This is a genomic window from Escherichia sp. MOD1-EC7003 (assembly GCF_002965065.1).
Classification (GTDB): Bacteria; Pseudomonadota; Gammaproteobacteria; order Enterobacterales; family Enterobacteriaceae; genus Escherichia.
The window spans coordinates 16,504-32,835 of sequence record NZ_PTRE01000050.1 but is presented as its reverse complement, the minus strand read 5'-3'; the positions used below and the strand labels follow the sequence as shown (position 1 = coordinate 32,835).

Genomic DNA, 16,332 nt, shown 5'->3' with positions numbered 1-16,332 from the left:
TGCGGCGTGAACGCTTTTTCCAAGCCACAAAGTCTTACTAATTCAATATATTACAGTAAGTCTTTGGCCCTTGTCAGGCAACCTGGTGTTTATCATCAGTGTATTATCAGGAGTTAAATCACCCATTTTTTAGAGTCTAATGATTCATTGTGCATAATTTTATTTTGCTATTATTTAATAAAAATATCACAGTATACTTACATGTAATCGTAAATATTTTTCCTCCGGAATTGTTATTTGCCTCTCAATATAGTTATAAAACTTTCCGTATATTAAACTCAGCAAGCTATTTATTTAAATTATAAATCCAAAATAAATATAAACAGAACAAATGTTTCTTAACTTAGCGCTTTGTTTTTCATACCCGGAGGGAATGATGAAACGATTTATATTTCTGCCATTAATAACATGTTTTCTATCAATGAATGCAATGGCAGCTGACGGAGAAAATAAGCCCAGTAATCTATTAGGTGCACCAGTTAATACCGCTATTGCGGGTGGTTCAGTATTGCCGGAAGGAATGTTATTAACCGCCGTGAATAGCTCATTTCGCGATAAAGATCATCAAATCGAAGGGCACGGAAGTCCGGATGTTGACTCCCAAATATGGTTATTGAAGATTCGTTACGGTTTGACCGACAGACTGGAATTATCAACTGTGGGTTCTTATATCAATAACAAACGAGAAAATCTGTCTCCTGAGCACATAGAGGGAATGGGCGATCAATCGGTGGGGGTCACTTATGCTTTAATGAGCCAGCGAAGAGGTGATCCGTTTTGGGTTACGGTAGGAGGGGCATTATTACTACCCACCGGGCAAGATGGAGATAATCATTTGCCTGGGAATAGCGCCTGGGGAGGAAGAGTATCACTCTCTTTAACAAAATCATTCACTCCTAACTTTAAAGGGGATATGGATTTTGTATATCAGGGACCATTTGAGCGTGGTAACCAGGACGTGGAACGAGGTAACGAATTCCAGTGGAATACCCAGGTGCGGTATATGTTTAGCGATTTACCGCTGGATATTGGTCTGGAAAGTGCCTACAGCAATAATGCCTCAGGAACGAAAAAACTGCCTAATGGCAGCGTAATTAATAACCATTCTGGAACTACTGAATGGGTTGTTGGTCCGTCATTTAATATTGCCGTTGATTCACTGAAATTATGGTTTGGTGCCGGAGCCTTCTTCCCGGTAATGCAGGAAGCGAAGTCGCCAACCAAAATGGAAGATGTACGCTGGGAATTTAAAATAGGTAAGACCTGGTAAGACTCATTCAAGATGTTACCCGCCAGTTGGCGGGTAACATGCAGGAGTTAAAGCTTCTCGCCGTTGCTGGCAATCACCTCTTTGTACCAGTTAAAGCTCTTCTTACGTGAGCGCGACATATCACCAGTACCGTCGTCATGTTTATTCACATAGATAAAGCCGTAGCGTTTGCTGTACTGCCCGGTGGTGAACGACACGCAGTCGATGCAGCCCCACGGCGTGTAGCCCATCAGATCCACGCCATCGTAAGTCACCGCTTTTTTCATCTCTTCAATATGAGCGCGCAGGTAATCAATACGGTAGTCGTCGTTGATGCTGCCATCTTCTTCCACTTTGTCGTAAGCGCCAAAACCGTTTTCGACAATAAACAGCGGCTTCTGGTAACGCTCATACAATTCGCAGAGCGCGTAACGCAGACCCACAGGATCAATCTGCCAGCCCCAGTCAGATGCTTTAACATATGGGTTTGGTACGCTGCCTTCAAAGCCAGAGATCGCATCGCCGGTGCCGCCTTCGGCCTTCACTGCGTTGGTCATGTAATAGCTGAAACCAAGATAATCGCAGGTGCCTTCGCGCAGCACTTCGAGATCGCCGTCTTCCATTTTGATGCTAAATCCGCGACGCTCCCACTCGTTCAACACATAGGATGGGTAATAGCCACGCAGCTGCACATCGGTAAAGACGTAGCGTTCGCGCATCGACTCCTGAGCGAACATCACATCGTCCGGGTTACAGGAGTAAGGATAGAGCGGCACCATCGCCAGCATACAGCCGACTTTCATCTCCGGGTTAATGCGACGCGCGGCTTTCACCGCCAGGGCGCTGGCGACAAACTGGTGATGCAGCACCTGGTACATGGTTTCTTCCGGGTTTTCATGCTCGGTATACACCACACCGGAGCAGCAGTAACCAAACAGCGGCGCACGCCAGTTGCGCTGGTTGTTAATTTCATTGAAGGTCATCCAGTATTTGACCTTATGCTTATAGCGTTCGAAAACGACTTCAGAGAAACGCACAAAGAAATCAACTAATTTACGGTTAGTCCAACCGCCGTATTGCTGCACCAGATGGAGCGGCATTTCAAAATGAGAGAGTGTGATCACCGGTTCGATGTTGTATTTCAGCAGTTCATCGAACATATCATCGTAGAACTTCAGCCCTTCTTCGTTTGGCTGTGTTTCATCGCCTTTTGGAAAAATGCGCGTCCAGGCAATGGAAGTACGAAAACATTTGAAGCCCATTTCGGCAAACAGCTTGATGTCTTCTTTGTAGTGGCCATAAAAATCAACGGCTTCATGGTTCGGATAGTATTTGTCTGGTAGAGCTTCTTTGGTTATTTCGCGCGGCACGCCGTGTGCGCCGCCGGTCAGTACGTCACAAATACTCGGCCCTTTGCCGCCATTGTTCCAGCCGCCTTCGACCTGATGAGCGGCAACGGCGCCGCCCCATAAGAAATCTTTCGGTAAGGTGAGTTTTTTCACTATCATAGGTTCCAGATGAGTCAATTATTATAGGAAATATACCATGCAGCCAAATGACATCACTTTTTTTCTACGTTTCCAGGATGACATTCTGGCTGGGCGTAAAACCATCACTATTCGTGACGAGTCTGAATCGCACTTTAAAACGGGTGATGTGCTGCGCGTTGGGCGCTTTGAAGATGACGGTTATTTTTGCACGATTGAAGTTACTGCAACCTCAACCGTAACACTGGATACTCTCACCGAAAAACATGCTGCACAGGAAAACATGACTCTTGTCGAACTGAAAAGGGTCATTGCCGATATTTATCCCGGTCAGACACAGTTTTATGTAATTGAATTTAAATGTCTTTAAATTGAACTCACGCCTGTTAGTTGAAGTTTTGCTTTTAATTTCATGAGTTTTCGGAGATTAGTCCCAAATCAGAATTTATTTTAGCTAACAGGTGTTCACTGGAACTATTCTCAGTTACGCTGGAGAGGTTTACACGTGCGTGTACGTTTCTCCGGAGTAAGTTATGGTTCAGAAGCCTCTCATTAAGCAGGGATATTCGCTGGCAGAGGAAATTGCCAACAGCGTCAGTCACGGCATTGGGCTGGTGTTTGGTATCGTTGGGCTGGTGTTGCTACTGGTTCAGGCGGTGGATCTCAATGCCAGCGCCACGGCGATAACCAGCTATAGTCTATATGGCGGCAGCATGATCCTGTTGTTCCTCGCTTCAACGCTTTATCACGCCATTCCTCATCAACGGGCAAAAATGTGGCTGAAGAAATTTGACCACTGCGCCATTTACCTGCTGATTGCCGGAACCTACACGCCGTTTTTGCTGGTGGGGCTGGATTCACCGTTGGCGCGTGGGCTGATGATTGTTATCTGGAGCCTGGCGCTACTGGGGATTTTGTTCAAGCTCACTATTGCGCACCGATTCAAAATTTTATCTTTGGTGACCTATCTGGCGATGGGGTGGCTGTCGCTGATAGTAGTGTATCAACTAGCGATGAAGCTGGCTGCGGGTGGCGTGACGTTACTGGCGGTGGGCGGGGTGGTCTACTCGCTCGGGGTGATTTTCTACGTCTGCAAACGCATTCCTTATAACCATGCTATCTGGCACGGTTTTGTGCTGGGCGGCAGTGTGTGCCACTTCCTGGCGATTTATTTGTATGTTGGGCAGGCGTAATTGGTACGCCTTTGTAGGCCTGAAAAGACACACCAGTGTCGCTTCAGGCAATAGATGCCCGAAGCGATACAGAGATTTACTCTTCCAGCGAATACGGCAGCGGCTCGATATGCAATGTATTCGCATCGTCGCGCACGCGGAACACGCTGTCCGGTTCCATATCGTTATTCATTACAGCCTGCACCAGCAGTCGGCCATCGTCGAGCTGAACGGCGGCCAGCACCGTACCAGTACGACGCCAGTTCTCGCCCATTTTCAGCTCTAAGTCTTCACCGGCTTCCGGCAGTCGGCTGGCGCTACCCGTCAGCAACCAGAGCGCGCGTTTGTTAGCTCCGCGGAATTTGGCCCGCGCCACCATCTCTTGCCCGGTGTAACAGCCTTTCTTAAAGCTGATACCGCCCAGCGCCTGGAGGTTGGTTGCCTGTGGGATAAACTGCCCGCTATTGGCGGCATCAATCACCGGGAAACCCGCTTCAATGTTTAATGCCAGCCACTGTTGGCTATTGTTCAGTTCCGCTTCACCGCGCAGTTTATCGGTCAGCGTATTGGCGGTAGCTTCATCGGTTACGATCAGGAAACGTTCTGCCGGGTGTTCAAACCATAGCAGGGTAGTTGCACCTTCTTTGACTACCTGTTTTTCTTTCGCAGGCAGTTCACTAAAGAGATTTGTCAGCGCGGCGCGTGCCTGAAAACCGGCAACACCTAGCAGCACACGTTCATCGTCTGGTGCGATGGTCACTTTAGAGAATACCGCATATTTTTTCAGTTCAGTCAGTTGCGACTCGCGCACGCTGCGTCGTTCAATCCACGCAAAGCCGTCGCCGTCGCGGAACAGACGTAAATTGCTCCACATTTTGCCTTTGGCGTCGCAATGCGCAGCGAGCAGGTGCTGATCTTCTGTCATCTGGCTGACATCTGCTGTCACCTGACCCTGCATATATTTTTCGCTGTCCGGGCCAGTAATGGTGGCAAGCGCCCAGTCATCAAGCGTCATCAGCGTCAGTGGTAAACGGGCAGAAGCCCCAGGCTGACGGGGAGGAAAAGGTGTAAAAGCCATAATGAGTCCTGTTTTACAAACGGCGTATTTATGGCTAATGGTAAAAGAGCTATGAGGCAATGCAAGTGCTTTCACTACGCGATCTGTGCCTTCTGATTGCCTTTGCGAGGCGACTTCCAAAAAAATGAAGCCCATGAAATGTTGTGGGTTAATTTCGCGATCGTGATTGTGTTTACTGATATTCCCGTAAAAGAAGTCGAAAAACACGTTACAATAGCCAGGTACTGGATTTTCGTGAGACAGGTAGAAGATGGACATTAACAACAAAGCCCGCATTCATTGGGCATGCCGCCGTGGTATGCGCGAACTTGATATTTCAATCATGCCGTTTTTCGAACATGAGTACGACAGCTTAAGCGATGACGAAAAACGCATCTTTATTCGTCTGCTGGAATGTGACGATCCCGATCTGTTCAACTGGTTGATGAATCATGGTAAACCGGCCGATGCAGAACTTGAAATGATGGTCCGACTCATCCAGACACGGAATCGGGAACGTGGTCCTGTGGCAATCTGATTTACGCGTCTCCTGGCGCGCGCAGTGGCTTTCCTTGCTGATTCATGGGCTGGTTGCCGCTGTTATTTTACTTATGCCCTGGCCGTTAAGTTACACCCCGTTATGGATGGTGTTACTTTCGCTGGTGGTGTTTGATTGCGTTCGCAGCCAGCGGCGTATTAATGCTCGCCATGGGGAAATTCGCCTGTTGATGGACGGGCGTTTGCGTTGGCAAGGGCAGGAGTGGAGCATCGTCAAAGCCCCGTGGATGATTAAAAGCGGCATGATGCTGTGTTTACGGTCTGATAGCGGTAAACAGCAACATTTATGGCTGGCAGCCGACAGCATGGACGAGGCCGAATGGCGGGATTTACGGAGGATTTTGTTGCAACAAGAGACGCAAAGGTGAACATGACGGCAAAGCATATGCGCCAGGCCGTCGGTGAGATCAGGCGTAATGCTCTGCCATTTCGTTGAGGATTTGCTCGCACCAGCTCTGAATACGCTCGTCGCTAAGGTCATACTGGTTAGTTTCGTCCAGCGCCAGCCCCACGAACAGTTGTCCGTCAGCAATCACCGGTTTCGGGCTGGTAAACTCATATCCTTCCGTTGGCCAGTAGCCGACGAACTTCACGCCTTTGGTCGAGAGTTTGTCATGCAGCATGCCGAGCGCATCGAGGAACCACTCGCCGTATCCTAGTTGATCGCCTAGCCCATACAGCGCAACAATTTTACCTTCGAGGTTCAGGCCGTCGAGCTGATCCCAGACGGCTTCCCAGTCTTCCTGGATTTCGCCGAAATCCCAGGTCGGGATACCCAGAATGAGCACATCGTACTGTTCCATTAATTTCGGGGAGTCGTCCTTGAGGTTATGTAAGGTCACCAGTTCTGGGCCGATAATATCGCGGATTTTTTCTGCCGCCATTTCGGTGTAACAGGTGCTGGAACCGTAAAAAAGACCCATATTCATAACGTAAGCTTCTCGATTCTGCTGTGGCTTTTGCGGCTAGTGTATCAGAATCGCTTTAGTCACGGCACAATAAGGCATAATGGATCAAATGAGTGACCATAAGGGGCGCAAGTGAAACAGGATCTGGCACGCATCGAGCAGTTTCTTGATGCTCTGTGGCTGGAAAAAAATCTGGCTGAAAATACATTGAACGCATACCGTCGCGATCTGTCAATGATGGTGGAGTGGTTGCATCATCACGGGGTGACGCTGGCGACGGCGCAAAGTGACGATTTGCAGGCATTACTGGCAGAACGGCTGGAGGGCGGGTATAAAGCCACCAGCTCAGCGCGTTTGCTGAGTGCAGTGCGTCGATTGTTCCAGTATCTTTATCGCGAAAAGTTTCGTGAAGACGATCCCAGTGCGCATCTGGCTTCACCGAAATTGCCCCAGCGTTTGCCAAAAGATTTAAGTGAAGCGCAGGTCGAACGATTATTACAGGCACCATTAATTGATCAGCCACTGGAGCTGCGCGATAAAGCCATGCTTGAAGTGTTGTATGCGACCGGGCTGCGTGTCTCTGAACTGGTCGGACTGACAATGAGTGATATCAGCCTGCGTCAGGGGGTGGTGCGGGTCATTGGTAAAGGCAACAAAGAACGCCTGGTGCCGTTAGGTGAAGAGGCGGTTTACTGGCTGGAAACCTATCTGGAACATAGCCGACCGTGGTTGCTAAACGGTGTGTCGATTGACGTGTTGTTTCCCAGCCAGCGTGCGCAGCAGATGACGAGACAAACGTTTTGGCACCGCATTAAACATTATGCTGTGCTGGCGGGTATCGACAGCGAAAAACTGTCACCGCATGTGTTGCGTCACGCCTTTGCCACTCATTTATTAAATCATGGTGCGGATTTACGCGTGGTTCAGATGCTACTGGGCCACAGCGATCTCTCTACCACGCAAATTTATACGCATGTCGCTACCGAGCGTCTGCGGCAACTTCATCAACAGCATCACCCGCGGGCGTGATATCTGAAAGGAAGATTTATGAAAAAAGGTTTTATGTTGTTTACTTTGTTGGCGGCGTTTTCAGGGTTTGTTCAGGCAGATGATGCGGCAATTCAACAAACGTTAGCCAAAATGGGCATCAAAAGCAGCGATATTCAGCCCGCGCCCGTGGCTGGCATGAAGACAGTTCTGACTAACAGTGGTGTGTTGTACATCACCGATGATGGTAAACATATCATTCAGGGGCCGATGTATGACGTTAGCGGCACGGCTCCGGTCAATGTCACCAATAAGATGCTGTTAAAGCAGCTGAACGCGCTTGAAAAGGAGATGATCGTTTATAAAGCGCCGCAGGAAAAACACGTCATCACCGTGTTTACTGATATTACCTGTGGTTACTGCCACAAACTGCATGAGCAAATGGCAGACTACAACGCGCTGGGGATCACCGTGCGTTATCTTGCTTTCCCGCGCCAGGGGCTGGAGAGCCAGGCTGAGCAACAAATGAAAGCCATCTGGTGTGCGAAAGATAAAAACAAAGCGTTTGATGACGTGATGGCGGGTAAAAGCGTCGCACCAGCCAGCTGCGACGTGGATATTGCCGACCAATACGCGCTGGGCGTTCAGCTTGGCGTAAGCGGTACTCCGGCAGTTGTGCTGAGCAATGGCACACTTGTTCCGGGTTACCAGCCGCCGAAAGAGATGAAAGAATTCCTCGACGAACACCAAAAAATGACCAGCGGTAAATAATTCGCGTGAAACAACATATACAACTTCGTCGCCGTGAAGTCGATGAAACGGCAGACTTGCCCGCTGAATTGCCGCCCTTGCTGCGCCGTTTATACGCCAGCCGGGGAGTACGCAGTGCGCAAGAACTGGAACGCAGTGTTAAAGGTATGCTGCCCTGGCAGCAACTGAGCGGCGTCGAAAAGGCCGTTGAGATCCTTTACAACGCTTTTCGCGAAGGAACGCGGATTATTGTGGTCGGTGATTTCGACGCCGACGGCGCGACCAGCACGGCTCTAAGCGTGCTGGCGATGCGCTCGCTTGGTTGCAGCAATATCGACTACCTGGTGCCAAACCGTTTCGAAGACGGCTACGGTTTAAGTCCGGAAGTGGTCGATCAGGCGCATGCCCGTGGCGCGCAGCTAATTGTCACGGTGGATAACGGCATTTCCTCCCATGCGGGGGTTGAACATGCTCGCTCGTTGGGCATTCCGGTTATCGTTACCGATCACCATTTGCCGGGCGAAACGTTACCTGCGGCAGAAGCGATCATTAACCCTAACTTGCGCGACTGCAATTTCCCGTCGAAATCACTGGCAGGTGTGGGGGTGGCATTTTATCTGATGCTGGCGCTGCGCACCTTTTTGCGCGATCAGAGCTGGTTTGATGAGCGCGGCATCGCAATTCCTAACCTGGCAGAACTGCTGGATCTGGTAGCGCTGGGGACAGTGGCAGACGTCGTGCCGCTGGACGCTAATAATCGCATTCTGACCTGGCAGGGGATGAGTCGCATCCGTGCCGGAAAGTGCCGTCCGGGGATTAAAGCGCTGCTGGAAGTAGCCAACCGCGATGCACAAAAACTCGCCGCCAGCGATTTAGGTTTTGCGCTGGGGCCGCGTCTCAATGCTGCCGGACGACTGGACGATATGTCCGTTGGTGTGGCGCTGTTGCTGTGCGATAACATCGGCGAAGCGCGTGTGCTGGCAAATGAACTTGATGCGCTAAACCAGACACGTAAAGAGATCGAACAGGGAATGCAGGTCGAAGCTCTGACCCTGTGCGAGAAACTTGAGCGCAGCCGCAACACGCTACCCGGAGGGTTGGCAATGTATCACCCCGAATGGCATCAGGGGGTGGTCGGTATTCTGGCTTCGCGCATCAAAGAGCGTTTTCACCGTCCGGTTATCGCCTTTGCGCCTGCGGGTGACGGTACGCTGAAAGGTTCCGGTCGCTCTATTCAGGGGCTGCATATGCGTGATGCGCTGGAGCGACTAGACTCGCTCTACCCGGGCATGATGCTGAAGTTTGGCGGTCATGCGATGGCGGCAGGCTTGTCGCTGGAAGAGGATAAATTCGAACTCTTTCAACAACGGTTTGGCGAACTGGTTACTGAGTGGCTGGATCCTTCGCTATTGCAAGGCGAAGTGGTGTCAGATGGTCCGTTAAGCCCAGCCGAAATGACCATGGAAGTGGCGCAACTGCTGCGCGATGCTGGCCCGTGGGGGCAGATGTTCCCGGAGCCGCTGTTTGACGGTCATTTCCGTCTGCTGCAACAGCGGCTGGTGGGCGAACGTCATTTGAAGGTGATGGTCGAACCGGTCGGCGGTGGTCCGCTGCTGGATGGTATTGCTTTTAATGTCGATACCGCCCTCTGGCCCGATAACGGCGTGCGCGAAGTGCAACTGGCTTACAAGCTGGATATTAACGAGTTTCGCGGCAACCGCAGCCTGCAAATTATCATCGACAATATCTGGCCAATTTAGCGTCATATTATCTATAAAAAAGAGCGTGAATTCGGTACAATCCCGCGCTTATCACCGCACTTTGACTAGCTCAATAAAAGAAATCAGACCATGTTTGAAATTAATCCGGTAAATAATCGCATTCAGGACCTCACGGAACGCTCCGACGTTCTTAGGGGGTATCTTTGACTATGACGCCAAGAAAGAGCGTCTGGAAGAAGTAAACGCCGAGCTGGAACAGCCGGATGTCTGGAACGACCCCGAACGCGCACAGGCGCTGGGTAAAGAGCGTTCCTCCCTCGAAGCCGTTGTCGACACCCTCGACCAAATGAAACAGGGGCTGGAAGATGTTTCTGGTCTGCTGGAACTGGCTGTAGAAGCTGATGACGAAGAAACCTTTAACGAAGCCGTTGCTGAACTCGACGCCCTCGAAGAAAAACTGGCGCAGCTTGAGTTCCGCCGTATGTTCTCTGGCGAATATGACAGTGCCGACTGCTACCTCGATATTCAGGCTGGTTCTGGCGGTACGGAAGCACAGGACTGGGCGAGCATGCTTGAGCGTATGTATCTGCGCTGGGCAGAATCACGTGGTTTCAAAACTGAAATTATCGAAGAGTCGGAAGGTGAAGTCGCGGGTATTAAATCCGTAACTATCAAAATCTCTGGCGATTACGCTTACGGCTGGCTGCGTACAGAAACCGGTGTTCACCGCCTGGTGCGTAAGAGCCCGTTCGACTCCGGCGGTCGCCGCCATACGTCGTTCAGCTCCGCGTTTGTTTACCCGGAAGTCGATGATGATATTGATATCGAAATCAATCCGGCGGATCTGCGCATCGACGTTTATCGCGCGTCCGGCGCGGGTGGTCAGCACGTTAACCGTACCGAATCTGCGGTGCGTATTACTCACATCCCGACCGGGATCGTGACCCAGTGCCAGAACGACCGTTCCCAGCACAAGAACAAAGACCAGGCCATGAAGCAGATGAAAGCGAAGCTTTATGAACTGGAGATGCAGAAGAAGAATGCCGAGAAACAAGCGATGGAAGACAACAAATCCGACATCGGCTGGGGCAGCCAGATTCGTTCTTATGTCCTTGATGACTCCCGCATTAAAGATCTGCGCACCGGGGTTGAAACCCGCAACACGCAGGCAGTGCTGGACGGCAGCCTGGATCAATTTATCGAAGCAAGTTTGAAAGCAGGGTTATGAGGAACCAACATGTCTGAACAACACGCACAGGGTGCTGACGCGGTAGTCGATCTTAACAATGAACTGAAAACGCGTCGTGAGAAGCTGGCGAACCTGCGTGAGCAGGGGATTGCCTTCCCGAACGATTTCCGTCGCGATCATACCTCTGACCAATTGCACGCAGAATTCGACGGCAAAGAGAACGAAGAACTGGAAGCGCTGAACATCGAAGTAGCCGTTGCTGGCCGTATGATGACCCGTCGTATTATGGGTAAAGCCTCCTTCGTGACCCTGCAGGACGTTGGTGGCCGCATTCAGCTGTACGTAGCCCGTGACGATCTGCCGGAAGGCGTTTACAACGAGCAGTTCAAAAAATGGGACCTCGGCGACATCCTTGGCGCGAAAGGTAAGCTGTTCAAAACCAAAACGGGTGAACTGTCTATCCACTGCACTGAGCTGCGTCTGCTGACCAAAGCACTGCGTCCGCTGCCGGATAAATTCCACGGCTTGCAGGATCAGGAAGCGCGTTATCGTCAGCGCTATCTGGACCTCATCTCTAACGATGACTCCCGCAACACCTTTAAAGTGCGTTCCCAAATCCTTTCTGGCATTCGCCAGTTCATGGTGAAGCGCGGCTTTATGGAAGTTGAAACTCCAATGATGCAGGTGATCCCAGGCGGTGCGGCTGCGCGTCCGTTTATCACCCACCATAACGCGCTGGATCTCGACATGTACCTGCGTATCGCGCCGGAACTGTACCTCAAGCGTCTGGTGGTCGGTGGCTTTGAGCGTGTATTCGAAATCAACCGTAACTTCCGTAACGAAGGTATCTCCGTACGTCATAACCCAGAGTTCACCATGATGGAACTCTATATGGCTTACGCAGATTACAAAGATCTGATCGAGCTGACCGAATCGCTGTTCCGTACTCTGGCGCAGGATATTCTCGGTAAGACGGAAGTGACCTATGGCGACGTAACGCTGGACTTCGGCAAACCGTTCGAAAAACTGACCATGCGTGAAGCGATCAAGAAATACCGCCCGGAAACCAACATGGCAGATCTGGACAACTTCGACTCTGCGAAAGCGATTGCTGAATCTATCGGCATCCACGTTGAGAAGAGCTGGGGGCTGGGCCGTATCGTTACCGAGATCTTCGAAGAAGTGGCAGAAGCTCATCTGATTCAGCCAACCTTCATTACTGAATATCCGGCAGAAGTGTCTCCGCTGGCGCGTCGTAACGACGTTAACCCGGAAATCACTGACCGCTTTGAGTTCTTCATTGGTGGTCGTGAAATCGGTAACGGCTTCAGCGAGCTGAATGATGCGGAAGATCAGGCACAGCGCTTCCTGGATCAGGTTGCCGCGAAAGATGCCGGTGACGATGAAGCGATGTTCTACGATGAAGACTACGTCACCGCACTGGAACACGGCTTACCGCCGACAGCAGGTCTGGGAATTGGTATCGACCGTATGGTAATGCTGTTTACCAACAGCCATACCATCCGCGACGTTATTCTGTTCCCGGCGATGCGTCCGGTGAAATAAGTATTACGTTATGCTCATAGCCCCGGCAAATGTCGGGGTTTTTTATTTAAGCTGTGTAAATGCAGACAATCGTTTTCTGGCTTCGCGGTTTGTCGCCTGCATCGCCATCCACGGGCTGAATGCCCACGGTGTGGCATCAATACCGTGTAATACATCTGCTAAATCACACCATTGATAATCCATTACTTCATCATCGTTGATCTGTAACGCACTGGTCGCGCGTGCGGCAAATACCGGGCACACTTCATTTTCCACAATGCCATTCGGATCGGTGGCGCGATAGCAAAAGTCAGGATAGATGGATTCAGGAGGCGTAATTTCCACACCAAGCTCATAACGGCAACGGCGGATCACCGCATCTTCGTTGCTTTCTTCCAGCTGTGGGTGCCCACAAACCGAGTTAGTCCACACGCCCGGCCATGCTTTTTTGCTCAGTGCGCGGCGGGTAACTAATAATTGCCCTTTGGCATTGAACAGCCAGCAGGAGAATGCGAGATGTAAGAGGGTGTCTGCCGTGTGTGCGGCATACTTTTCCAGTGTCCCCGTGGGAATCCCCTGAGCATCCAGTATAATGACGTGTTCCGTTTGCATAATTTCTCACATGTAATTCTAATCACTCGTCATTATAGATAATTGAAGAATGAAATGATTACCCAAGTGAGCGTTTATCGACAACCGCCCGTTTTGAGCGGATGTCGACAGGAAAAGATCATTTAAAAAAGCAGCATCATATATTTGAAGCGACTTTCAATGGCCATTGCAACACAGTCAGAGATGACAGGAATGGAGATCATAAAGAGCAACAACAGGCTGAAGATAGCGCGCATTAAAAGATTCATATTATTCTCCATGCTCATTTTTCTTCAGCTTGCGCATCAGAAGCCACATACGTACTGTCCTGACTTTTAAATCTTTATCAGAGACGGATTCCTTCACCAGGTCAGCATGATGCTGATAGCCATTAAAGAAGACGTTCAGCACAACGGCGCTAAGGGTTGCGAGCATAATGCCGCTATGTAGCAACGGTTGCAGTACGGCTGGTAACTTAGAAAAGAAATCGTGAGAGAGCGTCGGCGTCATGCCAACGCCGAGACTGATCGCCACAATATAGAGGTTGTAACGGTTGGTGGTGTAGTTACAACGCGACAGAATTCGAATTCCTGTCGCCAGTACCATGCCGAACATGATTAAAATGATCCCGGAAGAGATACATACCCAGCGACTGTGGACACGCGTTACGCTGACCAGACCGACGTTCTGCGAAAACGAAGTATGTGGGAAGCTGTTAAACGTACCGCCAATCATTGTTCCGACACCATCTACGCGCAGCCCGCGAATAATGTCTTGTGAAGACAGTTTTCGACCAACAATTTCACCCAGTGCCAGAAACATCCCCATCGATTCAATAAACACAATGATTAACACGGCGGTCATGGTCAGAATGGAGACGGGATCGAAAACGGGTATACCAAACGACATTGGCGTGACAATTGCAAACCACGAAGCATCATGTAGCCCGGATAAATTGACTTCATTCATCATCCACGAAAGTAAAAAGCCAAATACAATCCCCAGTAATACGGCGACGTTGGACATAAATCCTTTCGCATAGCGAGTAATGAGTAAGATAAAAATTAAGACGGCAAAGGAGATACCTAAATAAACGGGATTACCATATTGCGGATTCCCTTTACCTCCTGCGGCCCAGTCAATACCCACCTGAATGATGCTAAGCCCGATAGAAGTAATAACCACACCGGTAACCAGTGGCGGGAATAAAGGCATCAAGCGACCAATAAGTGGCGCTAATAATGTGGTGATAAAACCCGCGGCAATAGTGGCGCCAAATATCCCCAGCAGGCCGATATCCGGATTCATCCCAATGGCTATCATAGGTGTTACAGCAGCAAAGGTCACCGACATAATCACCGGCAGGCGGATCCCCATAAAGCGGCCTATACCGATACATTGCAATAATGTGACGATGCCGCAGCAAAAGAGATCCGAGCTAATGAGCATCGCAATAGCTTCTTTTGAGAGGCCCAGTCGGTCACCAATCATAAGAGGAACAGCGACTGCACCTGCGTACATGACAAGGACGTGTTGCAGACCGAGTATGATCAGCTTTCCTGGTGATAATATGCGGTCAACCTCATCAGTTGGGCAGTCTTGCCCTGAAGATGAGGGTAGTTGGGAATCTATGGCGCTCATCAGTGTTTCTCCTTTCGCCCGCCAGAGTAAAAAGCAACCGTTTACGTTTATGAAACTGTCTAAACACATGCTCGTGGAGTGCCAGTTTTTGCGAGGAAGGGGAGTTAGAGACAGGAATTGCGGAGGCAATCACATAATCGAGGTTAAACCACGAAAATGAGAAGAGAACCTGACAATGGAATTATCTGTAATTTTCTCATATTGATATTTCATTAATCATTCTGGCATGCCGCGCTCTCGCATTTAATCGTTTTTATCTGGATTGCTCTCTTTTGGTAGGCAATGTTGAAATAATGAAAGCGGCACAGATTGAGGGGCAGTAATTTGAACTTAGTCACAAAATTATAATTAAAACGGTCATGCTACCTAATATATGCCCGTTTATTGCATCGCGAAATTTGAGAAGACATAACTCATTAAATGAAAGGGATGCAAATGAATAAGTTTATCGCTGCTGAAGCTGCGGAATGTATAGGCTGTCATGCTTGTGAAATTGCCTGTGCGGTGGCACACAATCAAGAAAACTGGCCGCTGAGTCACAGTGACTTTCGACCGCGTATCCATGTTGTAGGGAAAGGCCTGGCTGCGAATCCGGTGGCCTGCCATCACTGTAACAATGCCCCTTGCGTTACGGCTTGCCCGGTTAATGCTCTGACTTTCCAGCCTGATAGCGTACAACTGAACGAGCAAAAATGTATTGGTTGTAAAAGATGCGCAATCGCTTGCCCCTTTGGCGTTATTGAGATGGTCGATACGATTGCGCAGAAATGCGACCTTTGTAACCAGCGCAGTTCCGGCACGCAAGCCTGTATTGAGGTCTGCCCAACACAGGCGTTGCGGCTGATGGACGATAAAGGGTTACGGCAGATAAAGATGGCCCGCCAGCGCAAAACGGCAGAAGGAAAAGCGTCATCAGATGCTCCGCTATCTCGCAGTGCAGTGTTTCTCCCTGTTAACCCGCGTAAAGGCGCAGATAAAATTTCAGCGAGTGAACGGAAAAAACACTTTGGTGAAATTTATTGCAGCCTTGATCAAAAACAGGCGGCTTATGAAAGCGATCGCTGTGTTTATTGTGCCGAAAAAGCTAACTGTAACTGGCATTGCCCGTTGCATAACGCTATTCCGGATTACATCCGTCTGGTACAGGAAGGGAAGATTATTGAAGCGGCAGAACTCTGCCACCAGACCAGCTCCTTACCAGAAATCTGCGGCAGGGTATGTCCACAGGACCGTCTTTGTGAAGGCGCATGTACATTGAAAGATCACTCTGGCGCAGTCTCTATTGGTAATCTGGAACGCTACATTACCGAAGAAATCCCCTCGATTTGAACATTTGGTTCTTATGGCAAAGATTTAGTCTTAGCAGGCAAGATTTACGCCAGAAACGACAATAAGCGTTAGGGGAGGAAGGAAGTGTGATGATGTTAAAAAAACACAGATATGATACGAAACAGGCCCCGGAATAGGGACAGTGATA

The 16,332-nt window shown here is 49.8% G+C and carries 17 protein-coding genes and 1 pseudogene; 12 read left to right on the top strand and 6 right to left on the bottom strand.

Features of this window, described 5'->3' with window-relative positions:
* The first annotated feature begins 376 nt into the window (after positions 1-376).
* Entirely contained in the window at positions 377-1,270 is an 894-nt protein-coding gene (locus A7090_RS09835) for a transporter (RefSeq protein ID WP_105273896.1), read from the top strand.
* A 47-nt stretch (positions 1,271-1,317) separates the two neighbouring features.
* Here the strand turns inward: A7090_RS09835 and bglA are convergent, their stop codons facing one another.
* Complete coding sequence (bglA, locus tag A7090_RS09830) at positions 1,318-2,751, bottom strand: 6-phospho-beta-glucosidase BglA (protein ID WP_157941454.1); 1,434 nt, start codon at positions 2,749-2,751, stop codon at positions 1,318-1,320.
* A 43-nt stretch (positions 2,752-2,794) separates the two neighbouring features.
* Between bglA and yqfB the strand changes: the two genes are divergently transcribed.
* Positions 2,795-3,106 carry a N(4)-acetylcytidine aminohydrolase gene (gene yqfB, locus A7090_RS09825; protein ID WP_105273894.1) on the top strand — a complete coding sequence of 104 codons (312 nt, stop codon included), beginning with the start codon at positions 2,795-2,797 and terminating at the stop codon, positions 3,104-3,106.
* A gap of 163 nt (positions 3,107-3,269) precedes the next feature.
* Entirely contained in the window at positions 3,270-3,929 is a 660-nt protein-coding gene (gene trhA, locus A7090_RS09820; RefSeq protein WP_105273893.1) for a PAQR family membrane homeostasis protein TrhA, read from the top strand.
* Between the two features lie 76 nt (positions 3,930-4,005).
* Here the strand turns inward: trhA and ygfZ are convergent, their stop codons facing one another.
* Positions 4,006-4,986, bottom strand: coding sequence for a tRNA-modifying protein YgfZ (gene ygfZ / locus A7090_RS09815; protein WP_105273892.1), 981 nt, complete (start codon positions 4,984-4,986; stop codon positions 4,006-4,008).
* Positions 4,987-5,236: 250 nt separating this feature from the next.
* Between ygfZ and sdhE the strand changes: the two genes are divergently transcribed.
* Positions 5,237-5,503 (top strand): FAD assembly factor SdhE, encoded by a 267-nt coding sequence (gene sdhE, locus A7090_RS09810; protein WP_000354046.1) that lies wholly within the window; start codon positions 5,237-5,239, stop codon positions 5,501-5,503.
* Positions 5,484-5,891, top strand: coding sequence for a protein YgfX (locus A7090_RS09805; RefSeq protein WP_105273891.1), 408 nt, complete (start codon positions 5,484-5,486; stop codon positions 5,889-5,891). Before sdhE ends, A7090_RS09805 begins: the two co-directional genes overlap by 20 nt.
* Positions 5,892-5,930: 39 nt before the next feature.
* On the opposite strand, the gene fldB is transcribed toward A7090_RS09805, so the two are convergent.
* Entirely contained in the window at positions 5,931-6,452 is a 522-nt protein-coding gene (fldB, locus tag A7090_RS09800) for a flavodoxin FldB (protein WP_105273890.1), read from the bottom strand.
* A 111-nt stretch (positions 6,453-6,563) separates the two neighbouring features.
* Between fldB and xerD the strand changes: the two genes are divergently transcribed.
* From xerD to lysS, 5 genes are all read left to right on the top strand, one after another.
* Entirely contained in the window at positions 6,564-7,460 is an 897-nt protein-coding gene (gene xerD / locus A7090_RS09795) for a site-specific tyrosine recombinase XerD (RefSeq protein ID WP_105273889.1), read from the top strand.
* A gap of 18 nt (positions 7,461-7,478) precedes the next feature.
* Positions 7,479-8,189: a bifunctional protein-disulfide isomerase/oxidoreductase DsbC gene (gene dsbC / locus A7090_RS09790; protein WP_105273888.1), complete on the top strand. Its 711-nt coding sequence runs from the start codon at positions 7,479-7,481 to the stop codon at positions 8,187-8,189.
* Positions 8,190-8,194: 5 nt separating this feature from the next.
* A complete protein-coding gene (gene recJ / locus A7090_RS09785; RefSeq protein WP_105273887.1) occupies positions 8,195-9,928 on the top strand; it encodes a single-stranded-DNA-specific exonuclease RecJ in 1,734 nt (577 codons plus the stop codon).
* A gap of 90 nt (positions 9,929-10,018) precedes the next feature.
* A protein-coding gene (gene prfB / locus A7090_RS09780; RefSeq protein WP_097402380.1) for a peptide chain release factor 2 occupies positions 10,019-11,117 on the top strand; the annotation gives its coding sequence in 2 pieces (ribosomal slippage) (positions 10,019-10,093 and positions 10,095-11,117; 1,098 coding nt in all).
* Positions 11,118-11,126: 9 nt separating this feature from the next.
* Positions 11,127-12,644, top strand: a complete 1,518-nt coding sequence (gene lysS / locus A7090_RS09775) for a lysine--tRNA ligase (RefSeq protein WP_105273886.1) — start codon at positions 11,127-11,129, stop codon at positions 12,642-12,644.
* A 42-nt stretch (positions 12,645-12,686) separates the two neighbouring features.
* Here the strand turns inward: lysS and idi are convergent, their stop codons facing one another.
* Positions 12,687-13,235: an isopentenyl-diphosphate Delta-isomerase gene (idi, locus tag A7090_RS09770; RefSeq protein ID WP_105273885.1), complete on the bottom strand. Its 549-nt coding sequence runs from the start codon at positions 13,233-13,235 to the stop codon at positions 12,687-12,689.
* Between the two features lie 54 nt (positions 13,236-13,289).
* On the opposite strand from idi, the gene A7090_RS25755 reads away from it, so the two are divergent.
* Positions 13,290-13,361: a hypothetical protein gene (locus tag A7090_RS25755; RefSeq protein WP_123056944.1), complete on the top strand. Its 72-nt coding sequence runs from the start codon at positions 13,290-13,292 to the stop codon at positions 13,359-13,361.
* On the opposite strand, the gene yqfG is transcribed toward A7090_RS25755, so the two are convergent.
* On the bottom strand, positions 13,358-13,483 hold the full coding sequence (gene yqfG / locus A7090_RS09765) for a protein YqfG (RefSeq protein ID WP_105267226.1): 126 nt from the start codon (positions 13,481-13,483) through the stop codon (positions 13,358-13,360). The genes A7090_RS25755 and yqfG overlap by 4 nt on opposite strands.
* A gap of 1 nt (position 13,484) precedes the next feature.
* Positions 13,485-14,855 carry a nucleobase:cation symporter-2 family protein gene (locus A7090_RS09760; RefSeq protein WP_105273884.1) on the bottom strand — a complete coding sequence of 457 codons (1,371 nt, stop codon included), beginning with the start codon at positions 14,853-14,855 and terminating at the stop codon, positions 13,485-13,487.
* 435 nt (positions 14,856-15,290) lie between these two features.
* Here A7090_RS09760 and A7090_RS09750 point away from each other — a divergent pair.
* Positions 15,291-16,166, top strand: a pseudogene (locus A7090_RS09750) (4Fe-4S dicluster domain-containing protein); the annotation flags it as partial.
* Positions 16,167-16,332: the final 166 nt, after the last annotated feature.

Coding starts and splice junctions, on each gene's coding strand:
- A7090_RS09835 (WP_105273896.1), top strand. CDS start 377: ATGAAACGATTTATATTTCTGCCATTAATAACATGTTTTCTATCAATG.
- yqfB (WP_105273894.1), top strand. CDS start 2,795: ATGCAGCCAAATGACATCACTTTTTTTCTACGTTTCCAGGATGACATT.
- trhA (WP_105273893.1), top strand. CDS start 3,270: ATGGTTCAGAAGCCTCTCATTAAGCAGGGATATTCGCTGGCAGAGGAA.
- ygfZ (WP_105273892.1), bottom strand. CDS start 4,986: ATGGCTTTTACACCTTTTCCTCCCCGTCAGCCTGGGGCTTCTGCCCGT.
- sdhE (WP_000354046.1), top strand. CDS start 5,237: ATGGACATTAACAACAAAGCCCGCATTCATTGGGCATGCCGCCGTGGT.
- fldB (WP_105273890.1), bottom strand. CDS start 6,452: ATGAATATGGGTCTTTTTTACGGTTCCAGCACCTGTTACACCGAAATG.
- dsbC (WP_105273888.1), top strand. CDS start 7,479: ATGAAAAAAGGTTTTATGTTGTTTACTTTGTTGGCGGCGTTTTCAGGG.
- lysS (WP_105273886.1), top strand. CDS start 11,127: ATGTCTGAACAACACGCACAGGGTGCTGACGCGGTAGTCGATCTTAAC.
- idi (WP_105273885.1), bottom strand. CDS start 13,235: ATGCAAACGGAACACGTCATTATACTGGATGCTCAGGGGATTCCCACG.
- yqfG (WP_105267226.1), bottom strand. CDS start 13,483: ATGAATCTTTTAATGCGCGCTATCTTCAGCCTGTTGTTGCTCTTTATG.
- A7090_RS09760 (WP_105273884.1), bottom strand. CDS start 14,855: ATGAGCGCCATAGATTCCCAACTACCCTCATCTTCAGGGCAAGACTGC.